The sequence below is a fragment of the Paraburkholderia flava genome (assembly GCF_004359985.1).
GTDB classification, from domain to species: Bacteria; Pseudomonadota; Gammaproteobacteria; order Burkholderiales; family Burkholderiaceae; genus Paraburkholderia; species Paraburkholderia flava.
Genome location: NZ_SMRO01000001.1, coordinates 2276578 through 2298653 on the forward strand (window position 1 = coordinate 2276578; position 22076 = coordinate 2298653).

Sequence of the window (22076 nt, forward strand, 5' to 3'; positions counted from 1 at the left end):
AAACAGATTGATGAGTCGCCGGCAGCTAACTATCACAGCGAGAGATACACCATGGAACTACTGGAAAATCATTGGCAAGCAGGCATTCAGGAACGGTCACCGGAGGTGTCGTCTGCTGTCGACCGCGTGCTGATAATCGCTTACCGGAAAAAGAAGAAAGAGAGCCAGCGACGTTTCTGGGCGCGCTTCGGCGTGACGCAGTCGCGCGGCAGCCGGTTCGAATCGGGCGCGGAAATTCCGGCACCGGTGTCGATCCTGCTTGGGCTCTACTTTACGAAGACGATCTCCGACGGAGATCTGGGGCGTGCTGAGCGGGTGCTCTACAGCCAGGAATCGAGATCCCTGATCAGCCTGGGTCAATAAGTCCGAGTTGCGTCGCAATCACGGCGGCTGCCCGCCGTGAATTGACGCCGAACTTTGCCCGGATGTTCTTGACGTGGAAGTTCACAACGGCTTCCGAGCAGTTGAGGATGTGTGAGATTTCCCATGTGGACTTGCCTTGAGCAGTCCAGACCAGACACTCGCGTTCGCGAGGCGTCAATTGCGGGATCAGCGGTTGCGCATGCGCCTTCAGATGCCGCTGACTCGTATCTACCACCAGGTCGCGCAGCAGCATGAGATTGGGTAGCGCCGTATCGACCTGACGCCAGAAATCGTCGGTCGGAGTGCGGTCGCTGACGAAAGACAGCCCGCCCCATTCCTGTTTGGGTCCATGGATCGGCAGCGTTATACCGACGCGCAGGCCATGTGATCGCGCCTCCTCGAACATCGCTTGCTGCGGGGCAGGAGCGGTGGCGAATAACTCCTGCGACCAGGCGATCGGCGAGGTATGTGTCGAGCAGTGAGACACGACGGGGTCGACATTCGAGAGTTTCCTGTCGTCGTAGATCCGTCGCCACGACGGCGCATACGTACTGCGTATGAACGCATCTTCGAACCGGGTGCCGGGGCGTAACAGGATTGCCACGAATACCTGGTTAAACCCCCACTTCTCGGCGAGGTTGCTTACCGTACCGAACCATGCTGATTCGTCCGGGGTATTGAGCACCGGTGACATCTGCTCGATAAAGTGTAGCGACACGTCAGTTCTCTCAGGTTGCGTGGCCCGACTGCCCAAGACGGCGGTGCGGGGTACGCTCCGGTATCTTGCATGGGTGGGAATTTATCATCATTTCAGAAACAGTAGAAATTGGAATTGAATAACCTTTACGTTATTCGGGACGTCCACCCGTGGAATGATCGATCCGAATGTCAAAAAAAACGCATTGCCGGGGCGGTTCGTCGATCGACGCGCAAACCTTTGCTGGGACTGTTGTCCGGCAACTGTTCGGTGTGCTCAAAATAAAGCGCTTATTGTTTCGCTCGACCGAATAGAAAGATAAGTCGGCAATTGTCCGTAACTCGCCAAATTGCAAAATCGGCCGTCAAAAGATCACAGAAAAGCACACTCAAAAGTCGTTAATACCGATTGGCGCAGTGCACGATAGACAGAATTGCCGATATCAGTTGTCAAGGTCGATTGGACAAATTTTGCAGCTGTTGTTTGACAACATTCGGACGCCGATGCTAGCGTGAGGCCGACTCCCGCACGGCCTCCGACAGATGAACATTTCCCCGTTGTCCGAAAGCGAATTCGCGACCACCGTGATGGTCGTGCCGCCGCTCGCGCGCCGCGCCGATTTCACGCTCGACGCCGCGCAAAACCACAAGCTGATCCGTCACATCGAAGCAGGCGGCGTACGCACGCTGCTGTATGGCGGCAACGCAAACCTGTACCACCTGCCGGTCAGCGAGTACCGCGAACTGCTCGATCTGCTCGCCGACAGCACCCGCCCCGACACACGCGTGATCCCCGCCATCGGACCGGACTACGGCAAGATGCTCGATCAGGCGCGCATCCTTTCGCAGACCGCCTACCGTACCGCGATGGTGCTTCCGCTCGCCGGCTTCACGACGCCGCAGGGGATCGAAGACGGCCTCACGAGAATCGCCGATATCGCCGGCATCCCACTCACGCTGTACATCAAACACGAGGACTATGTCGATGTCGAGACGCTCGCGCGGCTCGTCGATCGGGGCACGTTGATTGCTGTGAAATACGCGATCGTGCGCGAGCATCCCGCGCACGACGAGTACCTGCGCCGGCTGCTGCAAAACGTCAGTCCGTCGCGGGTGATTTCGGGGATGGGCGAGCGGGCCGCGCTCGTGCATCTGAGAGATTTCGGACTGGCCGCATGGACGACGGGTTCCGGCTGCATCGCGCCGCATGCGGTGACGGCACTGCTGCACGCGCTCCAGGCAGGACGCGACGACGAAGCGCAGCGTCTGTACGACGCATTCCTGCCGCTCGAAACGCTGCGCGACGAGATCTCGCTGATTCGCGTGCTGCACGACGCGGTAACGTTTTCAGGGATCGCCGACATGGGGCCGCTACTGCCGTTGCTGAGTTCGACGCCGGCCGCGCATCATGCGAAGATCGACGCCGAGACGCGGGCACTACTCGCGTTCGAGCATCGTCTCGCCACACAGCGCACAATTCGCTGAATACAGGCGACGCAGTTTCCCTTTTTATTTTTTGCGCAGCGCGCGAGCGGCATCGACCGCGGCGGCGCGGCGCCTCACAGGAGCAGCAACATGCAGATTACCGGAGACATGCTGATCGGCGCGTCGGCGGTGCGCGGCACCAAGGGCACGCTGCGCGCGTTCGACCCGGCCCGCAACGCCGAGATCGAGCCGACCTTCGGCGCGGGCGGCACGACCGATGTCGATCAGGCATGCGACCTCGCCGCACGCGCATTCGATCCATACCGTCAGGCGTCGCTCGAGACGCGCGCGCACTTTCTTGAATCGATCGCCGAGAACATCCTCGCGCTCGGCGATGCGCTGATCGAGCGCGCGCAGGCCGAATCCGCGCTGCCGAAAGCGCGACTCGAAGGCGAGCGCGGTCGTACTGTCGGCCAGTTGAAGCTGTTCGCGTCGCTCGTGCGCGAAGGCCGCTGGCTGACCGCGACGCTCGATTCCGCGCTGCCCGATCGCAAGCCGTTGCCGCGTTCCGATCTGCGCTTGCAGAAGCTTCCGGTCGGACCGGTTGCCGTGTTCGGTGCGAGCAATTTTCCGCTCGCGTTTTCGGTGGCCGGCGGCGACACCGCGTCGGCACTCGCGGCGGGTTGCCCGGTCGTCGTCAAGGCGCATCCCGCGCATCTTGGCACGTCTGAGCTCGTCGGGCGTGCGATCCAGAAAGCGGTCATCGACTGCAATCTGCCGGAAGGCGTCTTCTCGCTGCTGATCGGTGCGGGCAACGAGATCGGCGAAGCGCTGGTCGCGCATCCGGCGATCAAGTCGGTCGGCTTCACCGGTTCGCGACGCGGCGGTCTCGCGCTCGTCGATATCGCGGCGAAGCGTCGCGAGCCGATTCCGGTCTTCGCCGAAATGAGCAGCGTGAATCCGTTCTTTCTGCTGCCGGCGGCGTTGAAGCAGCGCGGCGACGAAATCGCCGCAGGCTTCGTCGAATCGGTAACGCTCGGCGTCGGTCAGTTCTGCACGAATCCCGGCCTCGTGATCGCGCTCGAAGGCGCGGACACGCAGCGCTTCATCGATGTCGCCGCGCAGGCGCTGTCGAAGAAAAGTGCACAGACGATGCTGACGGCCGGCATCGCGAGCGCGTACAAGGACGGCGTCCTGCAGCGCGGCGAACAGCGCGGTGTGACGAGCGTCGCGCGCGGCATGGCAAGCGACGCATCGTGCTCGGCGCTGCCCGCGCTGTTCACGACGACCGCGATGCAGTTTCTCGCGACGCCGCAACTCGAGGATGAAATCTTCGGACCGACTTCGCTGATCGTGATCTGCCCGACGTTCGACGACATGCTGCAGGTCGCACGCTACGTCGAAGGGCAGTTGACGGTCACGCTGCAACTGGACGCGGACGACTATCCGCTCGCGCGGCAACTGCTGCCGGTGCTCGAACGCAAGGCCGGCCGCATTCTCGCGAACGGTTTCCCGACCGGCGTCGAGGTGTCGTATGCGATGGTGCACGGCGGCCCGTACCCGGCGACGTCCGATTCGCGTGCGACGTCGGTGGGTGCGACGGCGATCGACCGGTTCCTGCGGCCCGTCTGCTATCAGGATCTGCCGGCTGATCTGCTGCCCGAGTCGCTGCGCGACGGCAACCCATTGAAGCTTTGGCGCCTGCGCGACGGCAAGCTCGGCCGGGAGTAATGCAGGCTCGTGCGGCGGGTGCAGCATCGACGAAGCATCCGCCGCATGAAGAACCACAAACCACGAACCGCTAAACACAGCGCACGAACGCGCCTGTGTTTAGCGATCGTTTGCCTCTCAACCTAAAATTTCTGACTGCGCCATGACCGACGCCAGCCGCCGCTATCCCGATCCCGCCGTCCGTATTCTCGACCCACGCTTCAACGCATTGCGCGTCGCGCTCGCATCGGTCGAATGTCTGTACCAGGGCACGCGCTGGTCCGAGGGGCCGGTGTGGTTCGGCGACGGGCGCTATCTGCTGTGGAGCGACATTCCGAACAACCGCATCCTGCGTTGGGGCGAAGAGACCGGCGCGGTGACGCCGTTTCGCCGGCCGTCGAATAACGCGAACGGCAACACGCGCGATCGCGAAGGGCGGCTCGTCACGTGCGAGCATCTGACGCGCCGCGTCACGCGCACCGAATACGACGGCACGATCACCGTGCTCGCGGACCAGTATCGCGGCAAGCCACTGAATTCGCCGAACGACGTGATCGTGAAATCCGACGGGTCGATCTGGTTCAGCGATCCGACCTTCGGCATCGACGGCTACTACGAAGGCGAGAAGCACGACTCTGAACTGACGCCGTGCGTGTACCGCGTCGACGGACAGACCGGCGAGATTACCGTCGTCGCCGATTCGATCCTCGGGCCGAACGGCCTGGCGTTCTCGCCGGACGAGTCGGTGTTGTATATCGTCGAATCGCGCGGCGAGCCGCGCAAGATTCGCGCATTCGACGTCTCCGCCGACGGCCGCTCGCTGTCGAACGATCGTGTGCTGATCGACGCGGGCCCGGGCACGCCCGACGGCTTTCGCGTCGACGTGCACGGCAACCTGTGGTGCGGCTGGGGGATGGGCACCGACGAACTGGACGGCGTGCGCGTGTTCACCGCGCAAGGCGAAGCGATCGGACACATCGCGCTACCTGAGCGTTGCGCGAACCTGTGCTTCGGCGGCCGTCATCGCAACCGCCTGTTCATGGCGGCCGCGCACGGCCTCTATTCGCTGTATGTGAATACGCAGGGCGTGAAGGGCGGCTAGCGCCACGCTTCACGCGTGACGCCACTCAATATCAATACCCGACGCGATACACCTTCCCCGTCTGCGCGCCTTCCACGCTGCGCAGGTACGCCAGTGCGGCGCGCTGTGCGGTGACGGGCTCGAAGCCGCGGAAGTACGGCGCGTACGCGTCCATCGATTCGGCGAGCACCGTCGGGCTGACCACATTGATGCGGATGCCGCGCGGCAGTTCGATCGCCGCGCCGCGCACGAATCCTTCGAGTGCGAAATTCACCGTCGTCGCGCTCGCGCCTTCGCGGATCGGTTCGTCGGCGAGAATGCCGCCCGTCAGCGTGAACGAACCGCCGTCGTTCACATAACGCTGCGCGGCCAGCACGAAATTGATCTGGCCCATCAGCTTGTCGCGCAGGCCGGTCCAGAACTGCTCGATGGTCATTTCGGGCAGCGGGCCGAAGTGAACCTTGCCGGTCGCCGTGACGATCCCGTCGACGTGCCCGATCTCCGCGAACAGCCGTTCGATGCTCGCCGGGTCCGTACCGTCCACGCGATGCGCGCCGCGCGTCGCACCCACTTCGATCACCTCGTGACGTGCCTTGAGTTCCGCGGCGACCGCGCGGCCGAGTGTGCCCGTGGCACCGATGACGACGATCTTTTTCATCTGCTGCTCCTGCGAAGGTTTGAGGTCGAACCGATTGTGGCGGCGCGAAGGCGGACGAACAAGGCGGCCTCGGGTTGAAGTGCCGAAACCTGGAGTTTCGAATCCGACGGCCTCACGCGAAGACCGCCGCGCGAACAATAAAACGGTCTGCGTTCTGCGCATCCGCGTGGGTCGGGCCACACGCGGATCGAGTCAAACAATGTTTGCTAACCGCACCATTGTTGCGCGCTCATTTGACACGCTCCAGTTCGATGATCCGCGCGGGTCGGACGTGATTCAGCGCGTAGTGAATGCGGCCGCGTGCATTGGGGGCGGAGGGCGGATCGAGTATGTCGAGGCGGTGTTCGCGCACGGCGTCCGGGTCCGGGTCGACCATCCCGTGATCGATCACGCGATAGCCCGGCTGCAACGCGAGCATCAGGTGATTGCCGCCGCGCCGGCTGTCGAAACCCGCGAACCCGTCGCGTGCCTCGGCGACGCTGTTGTCGAGCGTCGCATCGCTGCCGGTAATTTCGTCGGCAGCGATCGGGCCGTCGCCGGCGAGCCGCGCGGCCTCGCGATTCTTGCCGTCGGTGTCGACCGTGCTGTCGTGTGTGCGATCGTTGTGGATCGCCGCGCTCAGTCCGCGCTCGGCGGGTTGCGTGAGCGGCGTGTCGTCGGGCTTGTCTGCATGAGTCGTGTCCATCGCGATTCCTCCATCTGAAATTCGTCGGCGCGATCGCGCATGTGCATGGCGGCCGTCGAAGACGAGTGAGTTAACTCTGGAGCAAAACCCGTTCCGGGTAGTCGATGAACGGTGCAATGAGCCGCGCAATAACGACGCTATAACGGCGCGATGAAAGTGCGAGCGTGCATGCGCGGAAGAGAGGGCGCCGCGACGCGAACCGGGCGGCATGATGACGCGTTCGCACCATGAACCAAACGTCAAATTTTTGCTTTTTTAATGGACGGTTCTTTTCGACAGAGTATGATCGTACTCCGACGAGCCGGCGCGCACCGGACACTTATTCAGGTCCCCGACAGCCCATGGTACAGCAACGAAATACGGGTTGTCGCAGAGCGGCCGATGCATTCCAGCAGCGCGCCTTTCGAACCATCATACGAGGCAGTCAGGGCGGGTGACTCATGCACTTCGATGCTGCATTCACACATCGCGGCTATTTGCTGAACTGCGCGCCTGCGCGTTCAGGCGACGGCTGCTGGCAACCTTATGTCGTGATCTCCCGTTCGAGCGATGGCGAGCTGGTTGCCAACCGTTTCTTTCCTACCGATCTCCGCTTTCCCGATGAAGCCGCTGCGATCGCGCATGCGCGCGACTGGGCCGTGCGCTGGATCGACGCGAGCAGCGTGACGATCTGAGCCTCACGTTGAGCGTGCCGCCTACGCCGCGCGACACGCTGCAAAACGCGGTAATCTCTCGGGACACTTCACTCTGACCGTGCCGCCGCACGGCACCGTGCCCGCCATGTCAAATGCTTCCCACAACTGGGGCCTCGAACAGATCGTCGCCGATCTGCGTGCGTCGCGCGAAGAACTGCATCGCACGCGCCATCCGCGCGGTATCCGCGAACTGCCGTCGCGCGATGCAGTGTGCTCGATCGTCGTCGGCCTGCGTGCGGCGATGTTCCCGACGCACTACGGCGCGCCCGATCTGACCGACGAAAGCGTCGACTACTACGTCGGCCATACGCTCGAAAGCACGTTGCGTCTGCTCTCGGAACAGATCCGCCGCGCACTGCGCTTTCTGCCCGAACATGCGGACACCGCCGACGACATACTCCGCGCCCGCGCATTCGATGTCGCGCGCGAATTCGGCGGCCAGTTGCCCAGCATCCGCGCGCTGCTGGTGAGCGACATTCAGGCCGCGTACGCCGGCGATCCCGCCGCGCAGCACATCACCGAAATCCTGCTCTGCTATCCCGGCGTGCTCGCGATGATGCATCACCGTCTCGCGCACGCGTTGCATCGGCTCGGCGTGCCGTTGCTCGCGCGCTTCATCAACGAGATCGCGCATTCGGCGACCGGCATCGACATTCACCCAGGCGCGCAGATCGGCCCGAGCTTCTTCATCGACCACGGCACCGGTGTCGTGATCGGCGAAACGGCGATCATCGGCGAGCGCGTGCGCGTGTACCAGGCGGTGACGCTCGGCGCGAAGAGTTTCGCGGCGGATGTCGACGGTGCGCTTGTGAAAGGCAACGCGCGCCATCCGGTCGTCGAGGACGACGTCGTGATCTATGCGGGCGCGACGATCCTCGGTCGCGTGACGATTGGACGCGGCTCGGTGATCGGCGGCAACGTGTGGCTCACGCATAGCGTGGCGCCGGGCAGCAGCGTGTCGCAAGGCAAGATTCGCGAAGGCGATCGCAGCGACGAAGGGAAGCGCGGATGAGCGCGGTGTTTGTCCGCGCGTGCCGGATGCGCTGCATCGTGCGCACATGGAGCCGCTCGTGAAATCCACCCGTGTCCGCATGCCGCGTTGCGCGATTGCGGGCATCGAGGCGACGATTGCGCAGACCGCGCAGACGTTTCCGCGCCATTCGCACGACCGCTTCGGCATCGGCGTGATGGCGAGCGGCGGGCAACGTTCCGCAAGCGGACGCGGCCCCGTCGAAGCGCGCGCGAACGACGTCATCACCGTGAATCCCGGCGAAGTCCACGACGGCAGTCCGCTCGACGAACACGGCCGCACGTGGCGCATGTTTTATTTCGAACCGGCATTGCTCGGCAGCGCGCTCGCCGAACTGAACGGCTCGGCGTCGCAATCGTTCGAACTGACCGCGCCTGTTGCACGCGATCCGCTGTTGAAGGCTCGCTTCGAGCAGTTGTTCGCGCTTGCCGTCCACGTCGACGCCAAAGCGGGTGCCCCCAACCCGCTTGCATGCGAAGAAGCGTTGTTCGCACTGATCGAGCACGTCGGTCGTCATCACACGACGCAAGCCACTCCGGCACACCGCGATATCGACGCTCTGGTTACGCGTGCGAGAGCGCGCATCGACGACGAGCCCGCCGCCGCATTGACGCTCGCCGAACTCGCCGCCGAAGCAGGCATGAGCCGCTTCCAGCTGCTGCGTGCGTTCGCGCGCGAAACGGGTTTGCCGCCGCACGCTTACCAGTTGCAGCAACGCGTGAGGCTCGCGCGCAGACTGATCGCATCGCGGATCGAACCCGGGCTCGGTCTTGCGAACGTCGCGGCAGCCGCCGGGTTCGCCGACCAGAGCCACATGACGCGCGCGTTCGTGCGTCTCTTCGGCGTGACGCCTGCTGCGTACGCCAGCGCCGTCCGCTAGTTTTGCGGGTCGAGCCCGCGTCGCGTCACCGCTCCCTCACGCTGCAATTTCGTTCAAGACGATGCGTTCGTGCGAACGCTACGCTGCATGCTCACTCATCACGAAAGGAAGCAGCAGCATGAATCAGCGTTCTCTTGGTTATCTGTTCTGCGCGCTCGCGATGCTCGGTGTCGGCAGTACGGTTGTGGTCAGCAAGACGATCGCGGCTGGGTTGCCGCCGTTTTCCGCGACCGCGCTGCGCTTCGCGATCGCGTTCCCGATATTCGTCATCGTGATGCGCGCACAGCGCGTGCGCTGGCCGCGCCTGCGCGGTCGCGACGTATGGCTTGTAATCGCGCAGGCCGGTGCGGGCAGCGTCGGCTACACAGTGTTTCTGATCAGTGGGATGAAGCTCGCTTCGGCTGCCGATGCGGGCGTGATCGCGGGCACGTTGCCCGCGGTGTCGGCGCTCGTCGCGGTGCTTGCGCTCGGTGAGCGTCCTGCGCCTGCGCTGCTCGGTGCGATCGCGCTTGCGACAGCGGGTGTGCTCGCGTGCACGGTGCGCTTCGGCGCGCTGATGGGGGCGCGCGGCGTCGCGTCGCTTGATGGGAATCTGCTGGTGTTCGCGGCGGTGGTCTGCGAATCGCTGTTCATCCTGCTGAATCGCAAGCTCAGTCGACCCGTCGATGCATTGCCGCTGTCCGCGCTGATGTCAGGTATCGGGCTCGCGGTCGCGATCGTGCCCGCGTGCTTCGAAAAGCCGTGGACGCTGCCTTTCGATACGGGCGCATTCGCGGGCGTCGTGTACTACGCGCTCGTGCCGACCGTCGCGGGATTCGTGCTGTGGTACGCGGGGGCCGCGCGGATCAGCGGCGCGGAGGCCGGGTTAATGACGGCCGTTGTACCTGTGTCGGCGGTTGCGCTCGCGGCGCTGGTGCTGCACGAACCGATTACCGGCGCGCAACTGGCGGGTGTCGCGTGCGTGCTGGGCGCGGTGTGGCTCGCGACGCTCGGCGGCAGAGGGCGGGGCAGACGGGCGACGACGACCGCAAGCACCGACGTGCCCCACTAAAATCTTTCGTGCCCGATGCCATGGTTACAGGTCATGCGACGCCGACCTTGACGCGAACGCTCAGGTCGTCCCGACATTCACCGTCGACGTCGCCCCAACGATCGACAGAAACTCCCGCCGCGTTGACGGATCGCTGCGGAACGTGCCGAGCATCCGTGACGTGACCATCGACGCGCCCGCCTTATGCACACCGCGCGTCGACATGCACTGATGCGACGCTTCGAGAATCACGCCGACGCCGCGCGGTTGCAGCACATCGTTCAGCGTGTCGGCGATCTGGACGGTCATCTTCTCCTGGATCTGCAGACGCTTCGCAAATGCATCGACGAGTCGCGCGAGCTTCGAGATGCCCACCACGCGATGCTGAGGCAGATAAGCGACGTGCGCCCGCCCGATGATCGGCACCATGTGATGCTCGCAATAGCTTTCGAAGCGGATGTCCTTCAGCACGATCATCTCGTCGTAGCCGTCCACTTCGGAGAATGTGCGCGCGAGGATATCGCGCGGCTCGACCGTATAGCCCGCGAAAAACTCCTCATACGAGCGGACCACGCGCGCGGGCGTATCGATCAATCCTTCGCGGTGCGGATTGTCGCCGGCCCAGCGCAGCAGCGTACGCACCGCGTCTTCGGCCTCTTCGCGAGTCGGGCGCACGGGTGCTGCGGGTTGCGCGGGTTGCTTCACGTCCTTCGTTTTTCTGGGCTTGCTGGCCATCCTTCGCTCCTGTTGCATCGTCGCCGACCCCGGCTGCAGGTGGGGCATTGTTCCATGTTTCGTGTCCGTGCGCGCATCGACCTTACGTATCGACGGGTCGCTTCGATTTTAGCTTCGCACTACTTCGGCCACTCGTCGAGCGCATCGTTGAACAGCTCGCCGACGACCCCACGCAGCCATCCGGTGCGCGGATCGTTGTGATATTTGCGATGCCAGTGCTGCCGCAGATCGAAGCGCGGCAAGTCGAGCGGCGGTTCGACGAGCGTGATCGACGCATGTTCCGACACGTACGCGAAGCCGATCGCGTGCGGCACCGTCGCGAGCAGATCGGTGCGCGCGAGGATGAACGGCAGGCTCATGAAGTGCGGCGTTTCGAGTACCGCGCGACGATGAATGCGTTTCTTCTCGAGAAATTTTTCGAGCACTTCCTGACTGCGCCCTTCGGAGCGCACCACCGCATGCCCTGACGCGACGAATTGCGCGAGCGTCAACGGCGCGCCTGCAAACGGATGGTCACTGCGCATCAGACAGATGAACCGATGCGTGAACAGACGCTGCTGAAAGAAGTTATTGCCGCCGAGGTCGGGAAAATAACCGACGGCCAGATCGATGTCTCCCGACTCCAGCCCGCGCTCGACATGCGCATGCGGCAGCGACACCGAGCGCAGATTCGCATTCGGCGCGCGCTGCGCGAACAGCTGCAACAGTCGCGGCAAAAACACGATCTCGCCGACATCGGACAGCGCGATCGAGAACGTGTGCGTGCTCGTCGCGGGATCGAACGCCTGCGCGTCGAGCATGCCTTTCTCGATGCGCACGAGTGCGTCGCGTGCGGCGGGAATCAGCGCGAGCGCGCGCGGCGTCGGCTCCATGCCGCGCGACGTTCGCACGAACAGCGGATCGTTGAAGTACTCGCGCAACCGTCCGAGCGCAGTGCTCACGCGCGGCTGGCTCACGCCGAGACGTTCGGCCGCGCGGCTCACGTTGCGCGTCTCTTCCATCGCGACGAGGTAAGGGATCAGGTTGAGATCGAGTTCGGGCATGAGCGGGGAGGGGCCGCGACAACGCGACAACGGTGTCGCGACAAGGGATAAACCGCTATGGGCAAACCGTATACACGCTAGCGCGAAAATCTCGCTTGCGGATATTGGGGAAAGCCGGGGTGGGTCGGGATGAAGCGAGACGCCGCCTTGACAGCGCGAAGCCGCCCCGACCATAATGCGGCAAAGGTTCGCTAAACGAATCTGTGTTCGTATTATGAACTTTGTGGGCTTCGCTGCAACCGGAACCGACTCGGTATCCAATAGGCAACAGGCCATAGGCGTTCGGCAGCGCGGGCGCAGTGTCATTCAAGGACATCCGGCATGATCGACAAGATTTTCGATTCCCTGCAGTCGGCGGTGGCCGACGTGCACGACGGCGCCACCGTGATGATCGGCGGATTCGGGACGGCGGGCATGCCGTCCGAACTGATCGACGCGTTGATCGCACAGGGCGCGCGCAACCTCACGATCGTCAACAACAACGCGGGCAACGGCGACATCGGCCTCGCGGCGCTGCTGAAGGCGAAGCGCGTGCGCAAGATCATCTGCTCGTTCCCGCGTCAGACCGATTCATACGTATTCGACGCGCTGTACCGCGCCGGTGAAATCGAACTCGAACTCGTGCCGCAGGGCAATCTCGCGGAGCGGATTCGCGCGGCGGGCGCGGGCATCGGCGGTTTTTTTACGCCGACCGGCTACGGCACGAAGCTGGCCGAAGGCAAGGAAACGCGTTTGATCGACGGCCGGCATTACGTGCTCGAGTCTCCGCTGCATGCGGATTTCGCGTTGATCAAGGCGCATCGCGGCGACCGTTGGGGCAACCTCGTCTATCGCAAGACCGCGCGCAACTTCGGGCCGATCATGGCGAGCGCGGCGAAGGTCGCGATCGCGCAGGTGTCGGAAGTGGTGCCGCTCGGCGCGCTCGACCCCGAACACATCGTTACGCCAGGCATCTTCGTGCAGCGCGTGATCGCAGTGCCGCAAGCGGCGCACGCCACGCATGACGCAACTGCAGCCGCCTGAGCCGGAGACCCATTCCATGAAAAAACTGACCCGCGATGAAATGGCGCAACGTGTCGCCCAGGACATCCCCGAAGGCGCGTACGTGAATCTCGGCATCGGCGTGCCGACGCTGGTGGCGAACCATCTCGATCCGAGCAAGGAAATTTTCCTGCACAGCGAGAACGGTCTGCTCGGCATGGGCCCCGCGCCCGCGCCCGGCGAAGAAGACGACGAGCTGATCAACGCCGGCAAGCAGCACGTCACGCTGCTCACCGGCGGCGCGTTCTTCCATCACGCGGATTCGTTCGCGATGATGCGCGGCGGCCATCTCGACTTCTGCGTGCTCGGCGCGTTCCAGGTGTCGGCGACCGGCGATCTCGCGAACTGGCACACGGGTGCGCCCGATGCGATTCCGGCGGTCGGCGGCGCGATGGATCTCGCGATCGGCGCGAAGCAGGTGTACGTGATGATGGAGCATCTGACGAAGCAGGGCGAAAGCAAGATCGTCGCCGAATGCTCGTACCCGGTGACGGGCGTGCGCTGCGTCGATCGCATCTACACGGACCTCGCGGTGATCGACGTGACGGACAAAGGGCTCGTCGTGCGGGAGATCGTGTCGGACATCGACTTCGCCGCGCTGCAAAAGCTGACCGGCATCGCGCTGATCGACGGCACGCAGGCGGCGCGCGCCGCGTGACCTGCACGCGGCGTTCGGAGACAATGAGTCCGAACGCCGTGTTTTCTTTCGTCTTGCCGACCAAGCCACCATGCTCGAAGACAGCGCCCGTCTGACCGGCCTCATCTGCGGCACGCAGCCGATGAACGACATCTGGTCGCCGCATGCGACGTTGCAGCGGATGCTCGACGTCGAAGCGGCGCTTGCGCGCGCGTCGGCCGCGCATCGCGTGATTCCGCAAACAGCGGTCGCATCGATCGAAGCCGCGTGTCACGCCGATCAACTCGATGCCGACGCGCTCGTGCGCGACGCGGCGCTCGGCGGCAACCTCGCAATTCCACTCGTCAAACAGCTCACCGCCCGCGTGCAGGCCACCGATGCGCAGGCCGCGAAATACGTGCACTGGGGCGCGACGAGCCAGGACATCATCGATACCGCGACGGTGCTGCAACTGCGCGCGACATTCGATCTGCTCGACGGCATGCTCGCGTCGACGTGCGCGTCGCTGGCGACACTCGCGACCACGCATCGCACGACGCCCGCGGTCGGCCGCACGTGGCTACAGCAAGCGCTGCCGATCACGCTCGGACTGAAATTCGCTCAATGGCTCGACGCGTTGCTGCGTCATCGCGACCGGCTCGCTGCATTGCGCGAGCGGACGCTGGTGCTGCAGTTCGGCGGCGCGGCCGGCACGCTCGCGAGTCTGCGGGACGCGGCGCCGATGGTCACGCGCTCGCTCGCACAGGGTCTCGGTCTCGCGGAACCGGCGCTGCCGTGGCACACGCAGCGCGACCGCATCGCCGATGCCGCGTCGTTCTTCGGCATGCTGATCGGCACGCTCGGCAAGATCGCACGCGACATCTCGCTGCAGATGCAGACCGAAATCGGCGAACTGGCCGAACCGGCCGCGGCCGGCAAAGGCGGTTCGTCGACGATGCCGCACAAGCGCAACCCGGTCGGCTGCGCGGCGGTGCTGACTGCCGCGACGCGTGCACCCGGCCTCGTCGCGACGGTGCTCGCCGGCATGGTGCAGGAGCACGAACGCGCACTCGGCGGTTGGCAGGCCGAATGGGACGCGCTGCCGGATCTCGCGCGGCTCGCGGGCGGTGCGCTTGCGAACATCGGACAGATCGTCGCGGGGCTCGACGTGAACCGCGAACGGCTCGCCACGAATCTCGACGCGACGCATGGACTGATTCTCGGCGAAGCGGTGATGCTCGCGCTCGGTGACCGGATCGGACGGCTCGATGCGCATCGTCGTGTCGAAGCCATATCGAAAGCGGCGGTGCGCGACGGGCAGACGCTCTTCGACGCACTGTGCGCCGACGCGGAAATCATGCAGCACCTGTCGCCGGACGAGTTGAAGCGTCTGCTCGATCCCGCTCACTGCGTCGGCTCGGCGCACGCATATGTCGATGCGGTGCTCGCGCTTCATACCGCACATCAGCCTTCAAAGGAGTAACGGCATGCCTTACGCCGCAGTCAACGGCACGGAGCTTCATTACCGGATCGACGGCGACCGTCACGGCAACGCGCCGTGGATCGTGCTGTCCAATTCGCTCGGCAGCGACCTGTCGCTGTGGACGCCGCAGATCGCCGCGCTCGCACAGCGCTTTCGCGTGCTGCGTTACGACACGCGCGGCCATGGTCATTCGGAAGCGCCGCAGGGGCCGTACTCGATCGATAAATTAGCCGGCGACGTACTCGGCCTGATGGACACGCTGAAGATCGCGCGGGCGCATTTCGCGGGCGTGTCGATGGGTGGTCTCACCGGCATCGCGCTCGCCGCGCGTCACAGCGAGCGGATCGATCGCGTCGTGCTCGCGAATACCGCCGCGCGGATCGGCTCGCCGGAAGTGTGGGTGCCGCGCGCCGCACGCGCCCGCAGCGAAGGCATGGGCGCACTTGCCGACGTCGTGCTGACCCGCTGGTTCACCGAAGCGTTCGCGGCCCGCGAACCGCGCGCGGTGGGCTTCGTGCGCGACGTGTTCGTGCATACCGACCGCGAAGGTTACGCGCTGAACTGCGAAGCGCTCGACGCAACCGATCTGCGCCCGGAAGCACCCGGCATCCGCGTGCCCGCGCTCGTGATCTCGGGCACGCACGATCTCGCCGCGACCGCCGCTCAGGGCCGCGAACTCGCCGACGCGATTCCCGGCGCGCGCTATCTGGAACTGGACGCGTCGCACATTTCGAACATCGAGCAGGCCGATGCGTTCACCGCCGCATTGCTCGACTTCCTGACGGAGCCGCGATGACCGAAGACGAACGCTACGAAGCCGGGCTCGACGTGCGGCGCGCGGTGCTGGGCGATGCACACGTCGACCGATCGCTTGCGAACCGCACCGATCTGACCGAGGAATTCCAGCAGTTGATCACGCGCTACGCGTGGGGCGAAATCTGGACGCGCGAAGGGTTACCGCGTCACACGCGCAGCCTGCTGACGATTTCGATGATGGTCGCGCTGAACCGCACCGAAGAACTCGCGCTGCATCTGCGCGCAGCGAAGAACAACGGCGTCACGCGCGACGAGATCAAGGAAGTGCTGCTGCAGACCGCGATCTACTGCGGCGTGCCAGCGGCGAATTCGGCGTTTCATCTTGCCGACAAAGTGTTCCGCGAAGAAGACGCGGCACAGGGCTGAAGTTTCAGACCGCCGCGTTACGTCGTTGCGCCATCGACCGGCACGTTCAACAACACCGCCCGCAACACCGTCTCCTTGATCGTCTCGCGCCAGTGCGCGAGCGCTGTCTTGTCCATCAGCGTTTCGCCGAGGAACGCGCTCAGCGTGTACTGGTTCGCGTTGTAGAAGTAGCCGAGCGACGCGATCATGATGTACACGTCGCGCGCGGCGATGTGTTCGCGGAACACACCTTGTGCGCGGCCCGCGTCGAGCAGCTTCTGCACGACCGAGATCGCGTAACCGGAAATCTCCCTTAGCTTCGACGATTTTTTCGCGTGCTTGCCCTGGTGCAGGTTCTCGCTCGACAGCAGCGTGACGAACTCCGGATGATCGAGGTAATACTGCCAGACGAATTCGACCATCTGCGACAGGCCGTGTACGGGGTCGTCGAGATCGAGATTCAGGTGGCTTTCTGCTTCGTTGAACTGCGTGTAGATCGTTTCCAGTACTTCGATGAAGAGTTGTTCCTTGCTGCCGAAGTAGTAATAAATCATTCGGTCATGGGACCGAGCGGCCTTCGAAATGCTCTCTATGCGCCCGCTCGCATAACCCTGTTTCGCGAACACCCTAATTGCCGCTTTCAGAATCTTCGCGCGCGTGTCCTGCGCCTGTTTCGCACGGATGCCGGTAGCACCGGGCTTGCGGACAGCGGTAGGACTCATGGACAGCCTCGCTTGAAAATCGGATGACGATAATGGTGATGGCAGCGCGCCGGCTGCATAAGAAGCGAGCGCGCTGCCATCATAACCAACCACACGTCAGTCGAACACTGGCGTTTCAACGCCCAGCACCTTGTGCAGCTTCGTGCTCGTCGTCGTGTACTGCATGTGGATCTTCTTGTCCGGGAAGATGTACGGCGCCGCGCCGAATGCGGCGAGCGCCGCTTCGTGGAAGCCCGACAGGATCAGTTTTTTCTTGCCCGGATAGGTGTTGATGTCGCCGACCGCGAAGATGCCCGGCACGTTCGTCTGGAATTTTTCGGTGTCGACGCCGATCTGTTTGCGCTCGATGCCGAGTCCCCATTGCGCGATCGGGCCCAGTTGCGGCGACAGTCCGAAGAACACCAGCAGGTGATCGAGTTCGAGCGTGCGCGTGACGCCGTCGCCGCCCGTCACCTTGAGCCGGTGCAGCGCATCGCCGCGATCCTCGAAACCGTTGACCTGGCCGATCAGGCATTGCATCGACATCTCGTCGCACAGCGCGCGCATCTTCGCGACCGACGCCGGCGCCGCGCGGAAATCGTCGCGGCGGTGCACGAGCACGACGCTCTGCGCGACGTCGACGAGATTGAGCGCCCAGTCGAGCGCCGAATCGCCGCCGCCGCAGATCACGATGTCCTTGTCGCGAAAGAGTTCCGGGTCGCGTACCCGGTAGAACAGTTGCCGCCCATGATGCCGGTCGATGCCGGCGACCTTCAGCGTACGCGGCTGGAACGAGCCGACGCCGGCGGCGATGAAGATCGTCTTCGCGATGAATTCGGTGTTGCGGCTCGTCCGTACGAAGAAGCGGCCGTCGTCGAGTCGTTCGACGATCTGCACTTCCTGGCTCAGGTGAAACGTCGCGCCGAACGGCTCGATCTGTTTCATCAGGTTGTCGGCGAGTTCCTGGCCGGTGCACATCGGCACGGCGGGAATATCGTAGATCGGTTTGTCGGGGTACAGCTCGACGCATTGCCCACCGACGACGGGCAGCGAATCGATCACATGTGCGCGGATTTCCAATAGGCCCAGCTCGAACACCTGGAAGAGGCCGACCGGCCCGGCACCGACGATCAATGCGTCGGTCTCGATGGGCGTTGGCGGTTCGGCGGGGGTGACGTGCTGGGTCGGACGGTCGGCGACCTCGTTCATGGGGTTCTCCTGCTTCGGATTTCAGATGAGTGGAAGGAACGACAGCGGTACAGCGATGCGTCGCTCGCCCGGCTCAGCGCTCGAGCAGCGACAGCTTGCCGGTCACGTCCTTCCACGCATCGGCGTCGGGCAACGGCGGCCCGGCTTTCGTCAGCGTAGGGAACACGACGGCGAGTTCGGCATTCAGCCCGACGAAAGCTTCCTGACCGGCAGGCAGATCGTCTTCGGCGTAAATTGCATTGACGGGGCACTCCGGAATGCACACCGCACAGTCGATGCATTCGTCGGGGTCGATCACGAGCATGTTGGGTCCGGCATGAAAGCAGTCCACCGGACAGACATCGACGCAATCGGTATAGCGGCAGCGGATGCAGGCTTCGGTCACGACATGAGTCATGGCAAGACTCCTTCGACAGGGTGCTGAGCGCGTGAAATGGCGCGGCGCAGCATTGGCGCGTGTAGGGGAAAAGACGTTGCGCAGTCTATTTTGATCGAGTAGATTTCAATCAAGTTTGGTGTAGCGGATACTACACGAATGGTAAGTGACCGCAACATTTTTCAAAATTGAAAATGCGGCGTGTCATAGAAAAGTGCCATGAAACAAGGTACTTTTTCGCCACGCAGGACCTGATGTAATGTCGTCGTATGGAACCCCACCCATGACTGAACATACGAAGGTCGATTTCGGTGCAGATCGCGTCGACGGTGCTACCGCCACGACGCCGGGACCCACCGTGCTCGAAAAAGCCGCGCCGCGCAGCGAGCGGATGGCGACCAACAAGATCGAATGCAACGCGTGTCCTGTGTTGTGCCAGATCTCGGAAGGACGGACCGGCGCGTGCGATCGCTATGCGAACGCGGATGGCCGGTTGATCCGCGTTGACCCGGTGTGCTTCGTGTCGCGCGGGGCGGTCGCGGATGAAGCGGCTGCGATCGAATTCGATGCGTCCAGCGCGACATCCCCTGCGGCCGCCGATGCATCACTCTTCGTCACCGGCGTCGGCGCATCGTCGACTTATCCCGACTACAAGCCCGCGCCGTTCATCGTGTCGTCGCGGCAGGACAACGTCGACATGGTGACGGTCGTCACCGAGGGCATCTTCAGCTACTGCAGCTTCAAGGTGAAGATCGACACCGACCGCTTTCTTGGCCCGGAACAATCGAACGTGCGCTGTCATGGCGAAATCGTCGGGCACGTCAGCACGGCCGAATATGGCTCGCAGATGCTGAGCCTCGGTGGTGTTCATCATCTGACCGGCGGCAGCAAGAAAGAAGGGCGCGTTACGTGCGACATGATGGAAGCGCTCGGCAACAAGAAAGCAGTCGAGCTGACGATCGACGGCGGCGCGAGTCTGGTGATCCGCGCGGGCGCGGCGCCGGTGGTCGACGGTGTCGAGGAACGACGCATGCGCGTCGGCTGCGGGTCGGCGACGATCGGCATCTTCGCGAAGCAATGGTTCGGTCATGTCGACGAAGTGGTTGTCGTCGACGATCACATCACCGGTGTGCTGACCGAACATCAGGCCGGACGTTGCCTCGGCATGACGCGCTCGGGCCTGAAAATTCGCGGCCGAAAATCGACGCCGGGCCGCTATTTTCAGGTCGCGAATCCGGGCATCGGCTGGGGCGGTACCGACATTCAGGATCCGCTGGCGATTGTCGAAGGTTTCGATCCGGAGGTCGCGCGGCCCGGCATGCGCGTGCTGATGGTGTCGACGACCGGCGAACACGCGCAGTGGTATGAACTCGACGCGAACCTCGTGCCTCAACCGGCCGAGATGCCCGACGCGGTGCGCAGCACGGTCGAGCGGATCGGCGAGAACTGCGAGCCGTCGCTGGCGACGGTGCTGTTCATCGGCGGCGCGGGCGGCAGTCTGCGCGCGGGCGCGACCGAGAATCCGGTGCGTCTCACGCGCGCGATCAAGGACCGGCTCGTCAACGTGACGTGCGGTGGTGCGCCCGCGTATGTGTGGCCGGGTGGCGGCATCACCGTGATGGTCGATGTCGCGCGGATGCCGGACCATTCGTTCGGCACGGTGCCGACTCCGGCGATCGTCGCGCCGATCGAATTCTCGATGACGCTCGATGCGTATCGCGATCTCGGCGGTCATATGGAAGCGGTGCAGCCGATCGAAACGGTGCTCGCGCGTGGGCCGGAACATGTCGAAGGTGCGCCGCTTGCGCGTCGTACGATTGCGCGGCATCCGGACAATCCGTGGCCGCTTGGCATTTCGCCGATGCTTGGGTGATGACGATGAACGCGACCGTTGCCACTGCTACGCCCGTCACGCTTGCCACCGTCGAAACGGCAGCAAGCGGTGCGACGCGTGCGCGTCTGGCTGACGGTCGCTGGCATTTGCAGCATGGTCCGATTGATATCATCGTGGGCGCGGACGGAAATGCGGATGCGTTGCAAGCAGCACACGACGCATGCTGGCAACGCTTCGCTGACGTACTTGCGGAACTGGTCGGTGAATTGCCGCTGCTGCGCCGGCCTTTGTGTGCCGACGCAACGCTGGATGACAACCCATGCACCGGCCCGATCGCACGCCGCATGTGGTCCGCTTGCTATCCCCATCGCGCGCACTACATCACGCCGATGGCCGCAGTCGCGGGCAGCGTCGCCGACGAACTGATCGCGTCATTTGCGCGGCCAGGCGTCACGCGTGCATTCGTCAACAACGGCGGCGACATCGCGCTGCATCTGACCGACGGCGAGCATTACCGCATCGGCGTATTCGCCGATCTCGCCGCATTTGATGGCAGCATCACGAACACGCTCGACGCACACCTGACACTCGATGCATCGATGCCCATACGCGGCATCGCAACGAGCGGCTGGCGTGGCCGCAGCTTCAGCCTCGGTATCGCCGACAGCGCGACCGTGCTCGCACACAGTGCGGCGGACGCGGACGCCGCTGCGACGATTGTCGCGAACGCAGTCGATCTCGATCACGCCGGCATCGTGCGACGTCCCGCATCGTCGCTGAAGGACGACAGCGATCTCGGCGAATTACCCGTTACTGTCGACGTGCCGCTGCTACCGCCGCCGCTCGTCGACTTCGCGCTTGAACGTGGCGCGCGCGTCGCGCAGCGTCTGTGCGACGACGGCACGATCGCGGGCGCAGCACTCTTTCTGCAACGTCGAGCGCGTGCAACAGGCATCGCTGCGCGCGACCCATCTCTTACCGAGTCGGACAACACCCAACCGGCCCGCACCCCCGACCCAATGGAGGCGTCGTGTTCGAAATACGCCGCGTGCTGACGCACGTCGAAGACATTTTTCACGAATTCGGGCCGCCGCCCGCGCATCCGCTGCGACGCGGCGCGCTCGCCGCGGTGATGACTAATCCGTTCGCGGGCCGGTACGAGCCGCAGATCGATCACGCGATGGAACTGCTGAAACCGATTGGCGTTGCGCTTGCGAATCGATTGCTCGAAGCGATGGCGGTTCCGCACGAGGCGATTGAGGGCTATGGCAAGGGAGCAATCGTGGGGTCGAGGGGCGAACTTGAACACGGTGCGCTGTGGCATGTACCGGGCGGTTACGCGATGCGAGAGCTACTGGAAAAACACGGCGTGCCGACCAACGCAATCGTCCCGTCGACGAAAAAAGTCGGCGCGCCGTCCACCGCGCTCGACGTGCCGATGACGCATGTGAACGCGAGCTACGTGCGCAGCCATTTCGATGCGATAGAAGTCCGCGTACCCGGCGCACCCGCTGCCGACGAGGTGGTGTACATCCTGGCGATGAGCACCGGACAGCGCGTGCATGCGCGCGTCGGCGGGCTGTCGAAGGATGCGATTACCGGCAAGGACGGCTTGCGCTGAACG

24 protein-coding genes are annotated in these 22076 nt (G+C 63.9%); 16 read left to right on the forward strand and 8 right to left on the reverse strand.

From position 1 onward, the window contains the following. The first annotated feature begins 51 nt into the window (after positions 1-51). The gene (locus tag E1748_RS10115) at positions 52-363 is read left to right on the forward strand and encodes a helix-turn-helix domain-containing protein (RefSeq protein WP_091015078.1); all 312 of its coding nucleotides are present in this window, start codon (positions 52-54) and stop codon (positions 361-363) included. Here the strand turns inward: E1748_RS10115 and E1748_RS10120 are convergent. Further along, positions 347-1057 carry a helix-turn-helix transcriptional regulator gene (locus tag E1748_RS10120; protein ID WP_133646945.1) on the reverse strand — a complete coding sequence of 237 codons (711 nt, stop codon included), beginning with the start codon at positions 1055-1057 and terminating at the stop codon, positions 347-349. The genes E1748_RS10115 and E1748_RS10120 overlap by 17 nt on opposite strands. A gap of 545 nt (positions 1058-1602) precedes the next feature. Between E1748_RS10120 and E1748_RS10125 the strand changes: the two genes are divergently transcribed. The 3 genes from E1748_RS10125 (at position 1603) to E1748_RS10135 (ending at position 5296) form a co-directional block, all read left to right on the forward strand. Then, positions 1603-2544: a dihydrodipicolinate synthase family protein gene (locus tag E1748_RS10125; RefSeq protein ID WP_133646946.1), complete on the forward strand. Its 942-nt coding sequence runs from the start codon at positions 1603-1605 to the stop codon at positions 2542-2544. A gap of 90 nt (positions 2545-2634) precedes the next feature. Further along, positions 2635-4215, forward strand: a complete 1581-nt coding sequence (locus tag E1748_RS10130) for an aldehyde dehydrogenase (NADP(+)) (RefSeq protein WP_133646947.1) — start codon at positions 2635-2637, stop codon at positions 4213-4215. Positions 4216-4357: 142 nt separating this feature from the next. After that, the gene (locus E1748_RS10135) at positions 4358-5296 is read left to right on the forward strand and encodes an SMP-30/gluconolactonase/LRE family protein (RefSeq protein WP_133646948.1); all 939 of its coding nucleotides are present in this window, start codon (positions 4358-4360) and stop codon (positions 5294-5296) included. Between the two features lie 31 nt (positions 5297-5327). On the opposite strand, the gene E1748_RS10140 is transcribed toward E1748_RS10135, so the two are convergent. Together E1748_RS10140 and E1748_RS10145 are read right to left on the reverse strand one after the other, a co-directional pair. After that, a complete protein-coding gene (locus E1748_RS10140; RefSeq protein WP_133646949.1) occupies positions 5328-5933 on the reverse strand; it encodes a short chain dehydrogenase in 606 nt (201 codons plus the stop codon). A 229-nt stretch (positions 5934-6162) separates the two neighbouring features. Beyond that, positions 6163-6618, reverse strand: coding sequence for a DUF3005 domain-containing protein (locus E1748_RS10145; protein WP_133646950.1), 456 nt, complete (start codon positions 6616-6618; stop codon positions 6163-6165). Between the two features lie 440 nt (positions 6619-7058). Here E1748_RS10145 and E1748_RS10150 point away from each other — a divergent pair, with 440 nt between their 5' ends. From E1748_RS10150 to E1748_RS10165, 4 genes are all read left to right on the forward strand, one after another. Next, complete coding sequence (locus tag E1748_RS10150) at positions 7059-7292, forward strand: hypothetical protein (RefSeq protein ID WP_133646951.1); 234 nt, start codon at positions 7059-7061, stop codon at positions 7290-7292. A gap of 106 nt (positions 7293-7398) precedes the next feature. Beyond that, complete coding sequence (gene epsC, locus E1748_RS10155) at positions 7399-8325, forward strand: serine O-acetyltransferase EpsC (protein ID WP_133646952.1); 927 nt, start codon at positions 7399-7401, stop codon at positions 8323-8325. 46 nt (positions 8326-8371) lie between these two features. Then, complete coding sequence (locus tag E1748_RS10160; RefSeq protein WP_133646953.1) at positions 8372-9223, forward strand: AraC family transcriptional regulator; 852 nt, start codon at positions 8372-8374, stop codon at positions 9221-9223. Between the two features lie 118 nt (positions 9224-9341). Beyond that, positions 9342-10274, forward strand: a complete 933-nt coding sequence (locus tag E1748_RS10165) for a DMT family transporter (RefSeq protein WP_133646954.1) — start codon at positions 9342-9344, stop codon at positions 10272-10274. Between the two features lie 60 nt (positions 10275-10334). On the opposite strand, the gene folE is transcribed toward E1748_RS10165, so the two are convergent. After that, on the reverse strand, positions 10335-10988 hold the full coding sequence (gene folE / locus E1748_RS10170) for a GTP cyclohydrolase I FolE (RefSeq protein WP_133646955.1): 654 nt from the start codon (positions 10986-10988) through the stop codon (positions 10335-10337). Between the two features lie 119 nt (positions 10989-11107). Further along, positions 11108-12031 carry a LysR family transcriptional regulator gene (locus E1748_RS10175; protein WP_133646956.1) on the reverse strand — a complete coding sequence of 308 codons (924 nt, stop codon included), beginning with the start codon at positions 12029-12031 and terminating at the stop codon, positions 11108-11110. Positions 12032-12352: 321 nt separating this feature from the next. Between E1748_RS10175 and E1748_RS10180 the strand changes: the two genes are divergently transcribed. The 5 genes from E1748_RS10180 (at position 12353) to pcaC (ending at position 16353) form a co-directional block, all read left to right on the forward strand. Continuing rightward, positions 12353-13054, forward strand: a complete 702-nt coding sequence (locus E1748_RS10180; RefSeq protein WP_133646957.1) for a 3-oxoacid CoA-transferase subunit A — start codon at positions 12353-12355, stop codon at positions 13052-13054. A 16-nt stretch (positions 13055-13070) separates the two neighbouring features. Beyond that, complete coding sequence (locus tag E1748_RS10185) at positions 13071-13730, forward strand: 3-oxoacid CoA-transferase subunit B (RefSeq protein WP_133646958.1); 660 nt, start codon at positions 13071-13073, stop codon at positions 13728-13730. A 70-nt stretch (positions 13731-13800) separates the two neighbouring features. Then, positions 13801-15171 carry a 3-carboxy-cis,cis-muconate cycloisomerase gene (locus tag E1748_RS10190; protein ID WP_133646959.1) on the forward strand — a complete coding sequence of 457 codons (1371 nt, stop codon included), beginning with the start codon at positions 13801-13803 and terminating at the stop codon, positions 15169-15171. Between the two features lie 4 nt (positions 15172-15175). Beyond that, complete coding sequence (gene pcaD / locus E1748_RS10195; RefSeq protein WP_133646960.1) at positions 15176-15967, forward strand: 3-oxoadipate enol-lactonase; 792 nt, start codon at positions 15176-15178, stop codon at positions 15965-15967. Further along, positions 15964-16353 (forward strand): 4-carboxymuconolactone decarboxylase, encoded by a 390-nt coding sequence (gene pcaC / locus E1748_RS10200; protein WP_133646961.1) that lies wholly within the window; start codon positions 15964-15966, stop codon positions 16351-16353. Before pcaD ends, pcaC begins: the two co-directional genes overlap by 4 nt. Before the next feature lie 17 nt (positions 16354-16370). On the opposite strand, the gene E1748_RS10205 is transcribed toward pcaC, so the two are convergent. The 3 genes from E1748_RS10205 to fdxA all read right to left on the reverse strand — a co-directional run bounded on the left by E1748_RS10205 (position 16371) and on the right by fdxA (position 18639). Further along, positions 16371-17054 carry a TetR/AcrR family transcriptional regulator gene (locus E1748_RS10205; RefSeq protein ID WP_133646962.1) on the reverse strand — a complete coding sequence of 228 codons (684 nt, stop codon included), beginning with the start codon at positions 17052-17054 and terminating at the stop codon, positions 16371-16373. A 96-nt stretch (positions 17055-17150) separates the two neighbouring features. Continuing rightward, positions 17151-18242: an NAD(P)/FAD-dependent oxidoreductase gene (locus tag E1748_RS10210; protein ID WP_133646963.1), complete on the reverse strand. Its 1092-nt coding sequence runs from the start codon at positions 18240-18242 to the stop codon at positions 17151-17153. A 73-nt stretch (positions 18243-18315) separates the two neighbouring features. Then, the gene (gene fdxA / locus E1748_RS10215) at positions 18316-18639 is read right to left on the reverse strand and encodes a ferredoxin FdxA (RefSeq protein WP_133646964.1); all 324 of its coding nucleotides are present in this window, start codon (positions 18637-18639) and stop codon (positions 18316-18318) included. A gap of 262 nt (positions 18640-18901) precedes the next feature. Here fdxA and E1748_RS10220 point away from each other — a divergent pair, with 262 nt between their 5' ends. From E1748_RS10220 to E1748_RS10230, 3 genes are read left to right on the forward strand one after another with little or no spacing between them, the layout of a single operon-like run. Next, a complete protein-coding gene (locus E1748_RS10220) occupies positions 18902-20491 on the forward strand; it encodes a 6-hydroxynicotinate reductase (RefSeq protein ID WP_133646965.1) in 1590 nt (529 codons plus the stop codon). A 5-nt stretch (positions 20492-20496) separates the two neighbouring features. Beyond that, entirely contained in the window at positions 20497-21507 is a 1011-nt protein-coding gene (locus E1748_RS10225; protein WP_133646966.1) for a UPF0280 family protein, read from the forward strand. Continuing rightward, positions 21483-22073 (forward strand): amino acid synthesis family protein, encoded by a 591-nt coding sequence (locus E1748_RS10230; protein WP_133646967.1) that lies wholly within the window; start codon positions 21483-21485, stop codon positions 22071-22073. Before E1748_RS10225 ends, E1748_RS10230 begins: the two co-directional genes overlap by 25 nt. Positions 22074-22076 lie beyond the last annotated feature (3 nt).

Excerpts from the sequence above, each read along its gene's own strand:
- E1748_RS10175 (WP_133646956.1), bottom strand. The coding sequence starts at position 12,031 with ATGCCCGAACTCGATCTCAACCTGATCCCTTACCTCGTCGCGATGGAA.
- E1748_RS10135 (WP_133646948.1), top strand. The coding sequence starts at position 4,358 with ATGACCGACGCCAGCCGCCGCTATCCCGATCCCGCCGTCCGTATTCTC.
- pcaD (WP_133646960.1), top strand. The coding sequence starts at position 15,176 with ATGCCTTACGCCGCAGTCAACGGCACGGAGCTTCATTACCGGATCGAC.
- E1748_RS10145 (WP_133646950.1), bottom strand. The coding sequence starts at position 6,618 with ATGGACACGACTCATGCAGACAAGCCCGACGACACGCCGCTCACGCAA.
- E1748_RS10150 (WP_133646951.1), top strand. The coding sequence starts at position 7,059 with ATGCACTTCGATGCTGCATTCACACATCGCGGCTATTTGCTGAACTGC.
- E1748_RS10140 (WP_133646949.1), bottom strand. The coding sequence starts at position 5,933 with ATGAAAAAGATCGTCGTCATCGGTGCCACGGGCACACTCGGCCGCGCG.
- E1748_RS10225 (WP_133646966.1), top strand. The coding sequence starts at position 20,497 with ATGAACGCGACCGTTGCCACTGCTACGCCCGTCACGCTTGCCACCGTC.
- E1748_RS10185 (WP_133646958.1), top strand. The coding sequence starts at position 13,071 with ATGAAAAAACTGACCCGCGATGAAATGGCGCAACGTGTCGCCCAGGAC.
- E1748_RS10130 (WP_133646947.1), top strand. The coding sequence starts at position 2,635 with ATGCAGATTACCGGAGACATGCTGATCGGCGCGTCGGCGGTGCGCGGC.
- E1748_RS10120 (WP_133646945.1), bottom strand. The coding sequence starts at position 1,057 with ATGTCACCGGTGCTCAATACCCCGGACGAATCAGCATGGTTCGGTACG.
- E1748_RS10165 (WP_133646954.1), top strand. The coding sequence starts at position 9,342 with ATGAATCAGCGTTCTCTTGGTTATCTGTTCTGCGCGCTCGCGATGCTC.
- folE (WP_133646955.1), bottom strand. The coding sequence starts at position 10,988 with ATGGCCAGCAAGCCCAGAAAAACGAAGGACGTGAAGCAACCCGCGCAA.
- E1748_RS10210 (WP_133646963.1), bottom strand. The coding sequence starts at position 18,242 with ATGAACGAGGTCGCCGACCGTCCGACCCAGCACGTCACCCCCGCCGAA.
- E1748_RS10220 (WP_133646965.1), top strand. The coding sequence starts at position 18,902 with ATGACTGAACATACGAAGGTCGATTTCGGTGCAGATCGCGTCGACGGT.
- E1748_RS10180 (WP_133646957.1), top strand. The coding sequence starts at position 12,353 with ATGATCGACAAGATTTTCGATTCCCTGCAGTCGGCGGTGGCCGACGTG.
- epsC (WP_133646952.1), top strand. The coding sequence starts at position 7,399 with ATGTCAAATGCTTCCCACAACTGGGGCCTCGAACAGATCGTCGCCGAT.
- E1748_RS10115 (WP_091015078.1), top strand. The coding sequence starts at position 52 with ATGGAACTACTGGAAAATCATTGGCAAGCAGGCATTCAGGAACGGTCA.
- E1748_RS10205 (WP_133646962.1), bottom strand. The coding sequence starts at position 17,054 with ATGAGTCCTACCGCTGTCCGCAAGCCCGGTGCTACCGGCATCCGTGCG.
- E1748_RS10190 (WP_133646959.1), top strand. The coding sequence starts at position 13,801 with ATGCTCGAAGACAGCGCCCGTCTGACCGGCCTCATCTGCGGCACGCAG.
- E1748_RS10160 (WP_133646953.1), top strand. The coding sequence starts at position 8,372 with ATGGAGCCGCTCGTGAAATCCACCCGTGTCCGCATGCCGCGTTGCGCG.
- pcaC (WP_133646961.1), top strand. The coding sequence starts at position 15,964 with ATGACCGAAGACGAACGCTACGAAGCCGGGCTCGACGTGCGGCGCGCG.
- E1748_RS10125 (WP_133646946.1), top strand. The coding sequence starts at position 1,603 with ATGAACATTTCCCCGTTGTCCGAAAGCGAATTCGCGACCACCGTGATG.
- fdxA (WP_133646964.1), bottom strand. The coding sequence starts at position 18,639 with ATGACTCATGTCGTGACCGAAGCCTGCATCCGCTGCCGCTATACCGAT.